The 9,514-nt window shown below is 65.3% G+C and carries 9 protein-coding genes and 1 tRNA gene; 7 read left to right on the forward strand and 3 right to left on the reverse strand.

Going from position 1 to position 9,514, the window contains the following annotated elements:
• Positions 1–221 precede the first annotated feature (221 nt).
• Positions 222–986, reverse strand: a complete 765-nt coding sequence (locus E3N94_RS09800; protein WP_134342701.1) for a hypothetical protein — start codon at positions 984–986, stop codon at positions 222–224.
• A gap of 89 nt (positions 987–1,075) precedes the next feature.
• Positions 1,076–1,146, reverse strand: a tRNA-Gly gene (locus E3N94_RS09805).
• 72 nt (positions 1,147–1,218) lie between these two features.
• Between E3N94_RS09805 and dcd the strand changes: the two genes are divergently transcribed.
• Complete coding sequence (dcd, locus tag E3N94_RS09810) at positions 1,219–1,830, forward strand: dCTP deaminase (RefSeq protein WP_104099730.1); 612 nt, start codon at positions 1,219–1,221, stop codon at positions 1,828–1,830.
• 43 nt (positions 1,831–1,873) lie between these two features.
• Positions 1,874–2,395 (forward strand): hypothetical protein, encoded by a 522-nt coding sequence (locus E3N94_RS09815; protein ID WP_104169249.1) that lies wholly within the window; start codon positions 1,874–1,876, stop codon positions 2,393–2,395.
• Here E3N94_RS09815 and E3N94_RS09820 read toward each other — a convergent pair.
• On the reverse strand, positions 2,392–3,720 hold the full coding sequence (locus E3N94_RS09820; RefSeq protein ID WP_134342699.1) for an MFS transporter: 1,329 nt from the start codon (positions 3,718–3,720) through the stop codon (positions 2,392–2,394). The two genes, E3N94_RS09815 and E3N94_RS09820, sit on opposite strands and share 4 nt — an antisense overlap.
• A 187-nt stretch (positions 3,721–3,907) precedes the next feature.
• Between E3N94_RS09820 and dnaK the strand changes: the two genes are divergently transcribed.
• The 5 genes from dnaK to E3N94_RS09845 are packed head-to-tail and all read left to right on the forward strand — an operon-like array spanning position 3,908 to position 8,996.
• The gene (gene dnaK, locus E3N94_RS09825; protein WP_104099727.1) at positions 3,908–5,776 is read left to right on the forward strand and encodes a molecular chaperone DnaK; all 1,869 of its coding nucleotides are present in this window, start codon (positions 3,908–3,910) and stop codon (positions 5,774–5,776) included.
• The gene (locus E3N94_RS09830) at positions 5,776–6,396 is read left to right on the forward strand and encodes a nucleotide exchange factor GrpE (protein WP_104099726.1); all 621 of its coding nucleotides are present in this window, start codon (positions 5,776–5,778) and stop codon (positions 6,394–6,396) included. Before dnaK ends, E3N94_RS09830 begins: the two co-directional genes overlap by 1 nt.
• A complete protein-coding gene (locus E3N94_RS09835) occupies positions 6,389–7,396 on the forward strand; it encodes a DnaJ C-terminal domain-containing protein (protein WP_104099725.1) in 1,008 nt (335 codons plus the stop codon). The genes E3N94_RS09830 and E3N94_RS09835 overlap by 8 nt, the downstream gene beginning before the upstream one ends.
• A 2-nt stretch (positions 7,397–7,398) precedes the next feature.
• On the forward strand, positions 7,399–7,833 hold the full coding sequence (locus E3N94_RS09840) for a MerR family transcriptional regulator (protein ID WP_104099724.1): 435 nt from the start codon (positions 7,399–7,401) through the stop codon (positions 7,831–7,833).
• Positions 7,834–7,859: 26 nt separating this feature from the next.
• Positions 7,860–8,996: a methyltransferase gene (locus E3N94_RS09845; protein WP_104099723.1), complete on the forward strand. Its 1,137-nt coding sequence runs from the start codon at positions 7,860–7,862 to the stop codon at positions 8,994–8,996.
• Positions 8,997–9,514 lie beyond the last annotated feature (518 nt).

Raw genomic sequence — 9,514 nt, forward strand, 5'->3', positions numbered from 1 at the left:
AGGGCGCGCTCGCTGCCGGCAACGCCGGCCCGAACGAATTCGACCGAGTTTTTGCCCGAAACGGCCCGGAAACCCGAAAAAATGGTCCCATATACGAGAATCTCCGTCGAATTGGTGCGGCGACGGACCCGGCGCTCCGCCGCTGAGAAACAAAGTCCACGGGGGCTGTCGGATCGGAGCTATCGGGAGTCATGCAACCCAACGGGTTGGGACTCACTCAGCTAGCGGTCGAGCCCTGCCATGCGTTCCAGTGCGGCTCGCATGATCATCTGGGCCGGATCGCCGATCACGTGATTGTTCAGGTACAGGCTCTCCGCCCATGACAGGACTTCCGCTTTGGTGAGCCCCACGGCCGACCAGTCCACCCCTGCTTCCGCGCGCGCTGTCGGTTCCCCGGTCTTCGGGTTCAGCCACACCCGTGCGATCGGGATATCCGGATCTTCGTGCTCCGGATTCCAGAGGAGCGCGATCGGGTGGTCAGATCCGTCGAGGTGATCGTCGGCGATGTGGCCGGACCCGAGCCAGGGGAGCATCAGCTGCTCGCCCTCCAACTCCACGTCGATGATTTCGAGCGGGACCGGCCCGTAATCGCGGGAGTACACCGGCAGCCCCACATGGTGCCATTCGGCGGCCTCATCCGAGTCTTCCAGCAGATCCGGGAGGCGCGGTGCAACGTGCAGCACGAAGCCGGTCGCCCAGTCGACGAGGGCCTGGGTGTCGGCGGCCGGCCACGGACTGTCATCGCTCGAAGACCCGTCCGCGTTGTGGAAGTGGTACTCGACTCCTTCTTCCAGGATGTCCAGGTGGAACTCTCCGTCGTCGAAGCCGAGGAAGATGCCGGCGACCTGCTCCTCGTCGTCCCAGTCCGCGTCGAATTCCGGGTGCCGGAAACGCGGGGGCAGCGGGGGGATGTCCAGGGGCAGCACGCCGAGGTCGAGCACCACCCGCAGCACGGTGTTCGGCATACGCAGTGTCGGGTCGGTCATAGTCTCGACGATACCGGAGGCCGCCGACGTGGGGCAGCACAGAGCCGCATCACCGAGCCGCATCACAGGACCGGGAAATATGACAAGTGAGCGGATGACGGGAATCGAACCCGCGCTATCAGCTTGGGAAGCTGAAGTTCTACCATTGAACTACATCCGCATGTCCGTCGCGCAGGCAAGCCCGGAACGGAACCGTGCCAGCATATCAAGTCCGCGCCGTTAGGCTGGAACCGTGCTGCTCTCGGATCGCGAAATCAAGGCTGAAATCAACGCGGAACGAATCCGTCTGGAGCCGTACCAGGCCGACATGATCCAGCCGTCGAGTATCGACGTGCGACTCGACGGCTTCTTCCGCCTCTTCGACAACCACAAGTACCCCTATATCGATCCGGCCGAAGACCAGCCCGATCTGACCCGGTTGATCGAGACCGCCGCGGGAGAACCGTTCATCCTGCACCCCGGTGAGTTCGTGCTCGGGTCCACCTACGAGAAGGTCACCCTGCCCGACGACGTCGCCGCGCGGCTGGAGGGCAAGAGCTCGCTCGGCCGGCTCGGCCTGCTCACCCACTCGACCGCCGGCTTCATCGATCCCGGTTTCACCGGCCACGTGACGCTCGAGTTGAGCAACGTCGCCACCCTGCCGATCAAGCTGTGGCCCGGCATGAAGATCGGTCAGCTCTGCTTCTTCCGGCTGAGTTCGCCCGCCGAACGTCCCTACGGCTCAAGCGAATACAGCTCCCGCTACCAGGGCCAGCGCGGGCCGACCGCGTCGCGGTCGTTCCAGAACTTCCACTGCACGGATGTGCGGGAGGCCTCGATGGGATCGACCACCGGAGCCGAGTAGCCCGGTTCACACGCATGCAACACGCGCCCGGTAAAATCGGCCCATGACCACATCCGTGCCCAGCTTTGCCGAGGCGCTCGTCGCGCCGGGACCGACACCCGACTACCCGGGGCGGATGCGCCGCTTCGGCCAGCTGGTCGGCGCCTGGGCCGCCACCGGGTCCCGCCTCGACGAGACGACCGGCGAATGGACCGGGCGCGAATTCACCTGGATCGTCGACTTCGTGCTCGACGGGCGTGCGGTGCAAGACGTCGAGGTCGTCGTGAGCGACTCGCACCCGACCGGCTTCGAGACCGTCGCCACGGCCGTGCGAGTCTATGATTCCTACGCCGGCGTGTGGCGGGTCAGCTATTTCGCCCCGGCATCCGGCGAGTACTGCCACCTCGTGGCGACCCCCCACCGCAACGGCCTGCGCCAGGACGGCACGGGCACCGACGGCCGCCCGATCCGCTGGAACTTCGTCTCGATCACACCTGACGCCTACGCCTGGGAGGGCTGGGTCTCCAACGACGAGGGTTCCACCTGGGTGCTGGTCGAGCACAACGAGGCCACCCGCATCCGTTAGCCAATCTGGTCCTGGCGGGCCTTCACCGGAAGCAGGAGAAGCAGCCCCACGAGCAAAACCAACATAAGTCCGAGGATGCCCCAATAGGTTTCGCCGAAGATCGTCACCGTCAGGGCGAACATGGTCGGCGCCAGAAAGCTCACCGCGCGGCCCGTCGTGGCGTAGAGCCCGAAGACCTCACCCTCCCGGCCGGCCGGGATCAGGCGTGCCAGGAAGGTGCGGCTGGCCGACTGGGCCGGCCCGACGAAGAGCGTCAAGGCGAGGCCGGCGGTCCAGAACACGATCTGACCGCCGTCGTGCAGCAGGAATACGATGCTGCCGAACACGATCAGGCCGATCAGAGCGGTCACGATGATCGGCTTTGCGCCGACCCGGTCGTCAAGCGCGCCGGCGATGATGGTGGCCACGCCCGCCACGACATTGGCGGCGATAGCGAAGATGATCACCTCGCCGGGTGAGAATCCGAAGACGGATGCCGCGAGCACCCCGCCGAAGGTGAAAACCCCGGCCAGGCCGTCGCGGAAGATCGCGCTCGCGATCAGGAAGTACACCGTCTGGCGGCTGGTCTTCCAGAGCCGAATGATGTCCTGCCCGAGCACGACGTAGGAACGGAGGAAGCTCACCCGGGGCCGGCGCACCGCAACGGGAGAACGGTATTCGGGAACCGAGAACAGCACCGGCAGGGCGAACAGGCCGAACCAGGCGGCCGCGATGAGCATCGTGACCCGCACCGAGAGGCCGTTCTCGCTGGTCACCCCGAACAGACCCACGTCGGGGCTGATGAAACCGAAGTACACGATGAGCAGCAGCACGATGCCGCCGATGTAGCCCATGCCCCAACCGAAACCGCTGACCCTGCCGATGGTGCGCGCGGTCGAGACCTGGGACAACATGGCGTTGTAGTTGACGCTGGCGAACTCGAAGAAGACGTTGCCGGCGGCCACCAGAACGAGGCCGAGCAGCAGGAAGCTCGGTGACGCCTCCACGAAGAACATCGCCGCGGTGAGGCCCACCACGATGAACGTGTTGACGCCGAGCCACAGCTTGCGCCGCCCGGAGGTGTCCGAGCGCTGTCCGGTGATCGGGGCCAGCACCGCTACCAGCAAGCCGGCGATGGCGAGGGCCCAACCGAGCTGGGCGGAAATGACGTCTTTGTCGCCGAACGAGCTGCCCGTGATGTAGACGGTGAAGACGAAGGTGGTGACCACCGCATTAAACGCGGCAGAGCCCCAGTCCCAGAAGCTCCAGGCCACTACGCGGCGTCTGCTCGTTTTGTCTGGCAGCTCCCGGGCATCCGTGCTGCCCTGCTCCGCGATCCCGGTCATGCGCTGAGGCTAGTGGATGTGGGTGGCCGGAGACCATCGATTGCACGAAATCTCAAAGTTGAGTCGTTCACGCTCAACTCTCAGGTGCGTGGCTTGACTTTCGATTTGGGACACTGGCACACTTGAGCCAGCACCACTCAACTCTGTGAAATCGAGCTGAGAACATACTTTAAAGGAGAACGCACACATGGCCCGTGCAGTAGGCATCGACCTCGGAACCACCAACTCTGTGGTGGCCGTCCTCGAAGGTGGAGAACCCACCGTCATCGCAAACGCCGAAGGCTTCCGGACCACGCCGTCCGTCGTCGCCTTCACCAAAGACGGCGAGGTGCTGGTCGGCGAGACCGCCAAGCGCCAGGCCGTCACCAACGTCGACCGCACCATCGCGTCGGTCAAGCGCCACATGGGCACCGACTGGAATGTCGCCATCGACGACAAGAAGTTCACCCCGCAGGAAGTTTCGGCCCGCATCCTGGCCAAGCTCAAGCGCGATGCCGAGGCGTACCTGGGCGACAAGGTGACGGATGCCGTCATCACCGTTCCCGCGTACTTCAATGATGCCGAGCGGCAGGCCACCAAGGAGGCCGGCGAGATCTCCGGCCTTAACGTGCTGCGTATTATCAACGAGCCGACCGCGGCCGCACTCGCCTACGGCCTCGACCGTGGCAAAGAAGACGAGCTCATCCTGGTCTTCGACCTCGGCGGCGGAACCTTCGACGTCTCCCTCCTCGAGGTAGGCAAGGACGACGACTTCTCCACCATTCAGGTGCGGTCGACTGCCGGTGACAACCGCCTCGGCGGCGACGACTGGGATCAGCGCATCGTCGATCACCTGATCAAGAAGTTCAAGGAAACCACCGGCGTCGACGTCTCCAAGGACAAGATCGCCAAGCAGCGCCTCAAGGAAGCCGCCGAGCAGGCCAAGAAGGAACTCTCGAGCAGCATGTCGACGAGCATCCAGCTGCCGTACCTCTCCCTGACCGAGAATGGCCCGGCCAACCTCGACGAGACGCTCACCCGCGCCCAGTTCGAGAAGATGACCGAAGACCTGCTCGACCGCACGAAGAAGCCGTTTCAGGACGTCATCCGTGAAGCCGGGGTCAAGGTGGAAGATATCGCCCACGTCGTTCTCGTCGGTGGCTCCACCCGCATGCCCGCCGTGTACGAGCTCGTCAAGGCCGAGACCGGTGGCAAGGACCCGAACAAGGGCGTCAACCCGGACGAGGTCGTCGCCGTTGGCGCCGCACTGCAGGCCGGCGTGCTGAAGGGTGAGCGCAAAGATGTCCTGCTCATCGACGTCACCCCGCTGAGCCTCGGCATCGAGACCAAGGGCGGCATCATGACGCGCCTGATCGAGCGCAACACGGCCATCCCGACCAAGCGCAGCGAGACCTTCACCACAGCCGACGACAACCAGCCGTCCGTCGCGATCCAGGTCTTCCAAGGCGAGCGCGAGTTCACCCGCGACAACAAGAACCTCGGTACGTTCGAGCTGACCGGCATCGCGCCGGCTCCGCGCGGCATCCCGCAGGTTGAGGTTACCTTCGATCTCGACGCCAACGGCATCGTGCACGTGTCTGCCAAAGACAAGGGCACCGGCAAGGAACAGTCGATGACCATCACGGGCGGATCTTCGCTCGCGAAGGAAGACATCGAGCGCATGGTGCGCGAGGGCGAAGAGCACGCCGCCGAGGACAAGCGCCGTCGCGAGGCAGCCGAGACCCGCAACACGGCGGAGCAGCTCGCTTACTCGATCGAGAAGCTGATCAAGGAGAACGACGAGAAGCTGCCCGAGGACGTGAAGTCCGAGGTTCAGGCCGACGTCGACGCCCTCAAGGCCGCTCTCGTCGGCGACGACGATGCGGCCGTGAAGACGGCCTTCGACAAGCTCAACGAGAGCCAGGGCAAGCTCGGCGAGGCCATCTACAAGACCAGCCAGGCGGATGCCGCGGCCGGTGCCCCAACCGACTCCGAGCCGACCGCCGACGCGGCCGGCTCCGACGAAGACGTGGTTGACGCCGAGGTCGTCGACGACGAAGACGAGGCCAAGAAGTAATGGCAGACGACAACAAGCGTCCTGGCGACGAGCCGTTTGACGAGGGGGCATCCACTGAGGGTGCCCCCGGGACCGACGCCGAGGCGGAAGCCGAAGGTGTGAGTGTCGAGGACATCGACGAGGCGTCCGCCGAGGGTATCGAAGAGGACGAGCTGACGGTCCAAGACATCCTGGACGCCGCCACGCGGGAAGTCGACGAGCCCACGAGCGAGCACCTCGCCGACCTCAAGCGGGTCACCGCGGAGTACGCCAACTACCGTCGCCGCACCGAGGCCAACCGCGAGGTCGAGCGTGAGCGCGTCACCGTGGATGTCGTAAAGGGCCTGATTCCCGTGCTCGACGATCTCGACCGCGCTGAGAAGCACGGCGACCTGGTCGAAGACTCGGCGTTCAGCACGATCGCCGCGAAACTGCGGGGGAGCGTCGAGCGCCTGGGCGTGAAGTCCTTCGGCACGGTCGGCGAACCGTTCGATCCGACCATCCACGAGGCGATCTTCCAGCTGCCCACCGCGGGCATCGAGTCGGAGACCGTCGGTGACGTGATCGAGACCGGCTACTTCCTCGGCTCGTCGCTCCTGCGCGTGGCCAAGGTCGTCGTGCAGGTACCGAGCGATGGCTAGCCAGGACTGGTTCGATAAGGACTTTTACAAGGTCCTGGGTGTGTCAAAGGACGTCACCCCGGCCGAGCTGAAGAAGGCCTATCGCAAGCTCGCCCGCACGTATCACCCGGACTCCAATCCGGGCAACCCTGCGGCCGAGGCGACGTTCAAGGAGATCAGCGAGGCACACTCGGTGATCGGTGACCCTGCCCAACGCAAGGAATACGATGCTGTGCGCGCGATGGGCGGTGGGGCCCGCTTCACCGCCCCGCGCCCCGGTGGCGGGCAGGCCGGAGGCTTCGATGATGTCTTCGGAGGCATGTTCGGTGGGGGCGCGCGGCAACAACAGCCCGGCTACTCCTATGAGCAGGGCGGTTTCGACGACCTCCTCGGCGGCATGTTCGGCCGCGGTCAGGGTGGCGGCGGTTTCGGCACCTCGAGCGGCGGGTTCCGCGGCTACGGCGGGCCGACTCGCGGCCGCGACGTGATCGCGTCGACAACGGTCGACTTCATCACGGCCACGCACGGTGACCAGATCACCCTGCAAACGCAGGATGGCCGCGCCATCAAGGTGAAGATCCCGGCCGGGGTGGCCGACGGGCAGAAGATCAAGCTCCGCGGCCAGGGGCAGCACAGCCCTGACGGCGGCGAGTCCGGCGACATCGTACTCACGGTGAACGTGCGCAAGCACCCGGTCTTCGAACGCGATGGGCTGAACCTGCGGGTCTCCGTTCCGGTCACGTTCGTCGAGGCCGCGCTCGGCGCCACTATCGAGGTGCCGACGTTGGGCGGAGCGCCGGTCAAACTGCGCATCGCCCCGGGCACCCCGAGCGGGCGCGTGCTGCGCGTCAAGGGGCGTGGCGTCGTGACGCCCAAGGGCACCGGGGACCTGCTGGCGGAGGTTCAGGTTGCCGTTCCGTCTCATCTGTCGAAGGACGCCGAAGAGAAACTCGCGGCCTTCGCGGAAGCACTGCCGAAGGAGAATCCGCGCGACGAACTCCTCGCGAAGGCGAGAGACTGACGGTGGACGAGAACACCCGGGTTTTCGTAATCTCGATGGCCGCCGAGCTTGCGGGCATGCACCCGCAAACGCTGCGCCAATACGATCGCCTGGGGCTGGTGAGTCCCGACCGCACCCCCGGTCGGTCTCGCCGGTACTCGATGCGGGATGTGGCCAAGCTCCGCGAGATCGCGGAGCTCGGTGCCGAGGGTGTGAGCCTGGAAGGGATCCGTCGCATCATTGACCTCGAGGACCACGTGCGCACGCTCGAATCGCGGCTGCGCGAATTGGAGTCTGCGCTGGCCGATGAACTGCTCAACCGTCCGGGCCGCCGCGTCTTCGCGGCCGGCTCGGCCGGTGAGGTCATCTCGATGCGGGCCGGTACGCGCACGCGCCGGTCCAACCAGATCGTGATCTGGCGCCCCCTGGGTTCCCGCCCGATCGGCGACGAGAAGTAGCCGCACCTGCGGGCTAGCCTGAGGCAATGCCTGATTTTTCCTTTGACCGCCTGAGGCGTTTCCCCGACGTGGAAGCGGACAATCTCTTCGCCGTGGATGCGAGCGACCGCCTGATCCTCGACGAGGCGGCCGGCGTGCTGGCCGAGGCAGGATCCGGCGAGGTCGTGGTGATCGAGGACCGCTATGGCGCTCTCACCCTGGGCGCGGCCGCACTGGCCGGGGCCCGGGGAATCCGGGTGCACCAGGATGTCCTCTCTGGGGAGTTGGCCCTCACCCTGAATGCGGCCGACGCCGGACTCGCCGATTCCTACCGCTCCCTCATCCTGGGCGAAGAACTGCTGACGAACGCGCGGGTGGTACTGATCCAGCTGCCGCGCAGTCTGACGGCGCTCGATGAGTTCGCCGACGCCATCCGTCGTTTCGCGGCACCGGATGTGGTGGTGATCGCCGGCGGACGCATCAAGCACATGACGCCGACCATGAACGCGGTGCTCCGCCGGCACTTCGGCGAGCTGCAGGTCTCGTCGGCCCGGCAAAAGTCGCGGGTACTCAGGGCAGCGGCTCCGACTGCCTCCGCAACTCAGCCGACGGTGTCCACCTGGCCGAATTCTGTGGAGCACGCCGACCTGGGACTCACGATCTGCGCCCACGGGGCTGCGTTTGCCGGCGCGACCGTCGATATCGGAACGCGCTACCTGCTTGAGTTCCTTGATCGGATGAAAACGGATGCTCGGAGCGCCATCGACCTCGGCTGCGGCACCGGGGTGCTCGCCGCCACCCTCGCCCGACGCCGTCCCGCCCTGCGGGTGACCGCCACCGACCAGTCGGCCGCGGCCGTCGCCTCCGCGCGGGCCACCATGGTGGCCAATGCGCTCGCCGACCGGGTCACGGTCGTGCGGGATGACGCGCTCCAGAGCCAACCGGATGCCTCGGCCGAACTGATTGTGCTGAACCCGCCCTTTCACATCGGCTCGTCGGTCCATGCCGGCATAGCCCTGAAACTGTTCGAGGATGCCGGACGAGTGTTGCAGCCCGGTGGTGAACTGTGGAGTGTGTGGAACACCCACCTCGGTTATCGCCCCGCGCTGACGCGATTGGTCGGGCCGACACACCAGGTCGGTCGGAACGCCAAGTTCACCGTCACGGTCTCGACCGGACGCTGAGACGCGCCGGACCGCCGTGAGGCCCGCACCTGGGGGCTTCCGCCAGGGCGCCGGAGCCGACACGCCCGGGATGCGGGAGGGAGTTGCGCACCCCCAAAATTCACCGTAATGTCTCTCTAGTCACCCCACAGGTGCGGAAAGCCGCAGAGCTTCCCGGCCTCAAGTGGGACGAAGATTTAGTTTCTTCTCGAATATCCTCCCGACTAGGGAGTGTTCGGGTTTAAACCAAAATAATATCTCTCTTCGGCTGGTCGTCAGGTCGCGTATGTAGATGATTTCGAGTCGCTCTGGCGCACTCGGAATCGGCTGCTTTCCGTGATTTGACAGAGATTAGTCGGGTGGGTACGTTTTACAGGTTGCCTCGAAGCGACAGCCCCTGTGGGGTTTGAAGTCGAGTGCGTCCGATCCTTGAGAACTCAACAGCGTGCACAATGTCAAATGCCAAAAACCTCGGTCGTAGGGCTCCTTTCTAGGGGGTACCGCGGAAGAGATTCCTTTGGAAAACATTTAAACAACAA

The organism is Cryobacterium sp. Sr3 (assembly GCF_004402835.1).
Lineage (GTDB): Bacteria > Actinomycetota > Actinomycetes > Actinomycetales > Microbacteriaceae > Cryobacterium > Cryobacterium sandaracinum.